The sequence below is a fragment of the Pseudoalteromonas sp. APC 3495 genome, from assembly GCF_030407645.1.
Lineage (GTDB): Bacteria > Pseudomonadota > Gammaproteobacteria > Enterobacterales > Alteromonadaceae > Pseudoalteromonas > Pseudoalteromonas tetraodonis.
The window spans coordinates 1-680 of the sequence record NZ_JASDDA010000107.1; the positions used below are offsets into that span (position 1 = coordinate 1).

Sequence of the window (680 nt, forward strand, 5' to 3'; positions counted from 1 at the left end):
GTCATCTTAACGTTATCACCAGGCATTACCATTTCTACGCCTTCTGGTAACTGTACGTCACCTGTTACGTCAGTTGTACGGAAGTAGAACTGTGGACGGTAACCTTTGAAGAATGGAGTATGACGACCACCTTCATCTTTCGAAAGTACGTATACTTCTGAAGTGAATGTAGTGTGTGGCTTGATTGAACCAGGCTTAGCTAGTACTTGACCACGTTCAACGTCTTCACGCTTAGTACCACGTAAAAGTGCACCAATGTTCTCACCAGCACGACCTTCGTCAAGAAGCTTACGGAACATCTCAACACCAGTACAAGTAGACTTAGTCGTCTCTTTGATACCAACGATTTCAACTTCGTCGTTCACGTTGATGATACCAGCTTCAACACGGCCAGTTACAACAGTACCACGACCTTGGATTGAGAAAACGTCTTCGATAGGCATGATGAATGGCTTATCGATGTCACGCTCTGGCTCTGGAATGTAAGTATCTAGTGCTTCTGCAAGCTCTACGATTTTAGCTTCCCATTGCTCTTCGCCTTCAAGTGCTTTAAGTGCAGAACCTTGAATTAGTGGTAAGTCATCACCTGGGAAGTCGTATTCAGAAAGAAGTTCACGAACTTCCATTTCTACTAGCTCAAGTAGCTCTTCATCATCAACCATGTCACATTTGTTCATGAA

At 43.8% G+C, this 680-nt stretch carries 1 protein-coding gene; it reads right to left on the minus strand.

Annotated features, from left to right (window positions below; translation table 11 throughout):
• The coding region (locus QL984_RS18460) for an EF-Tu/IF-2/RF-3 family GTPase (RefSeq protein ID WP_290173250.1) at window positions 1–680 on the minus strand (680 nt) is incomplete at both ends.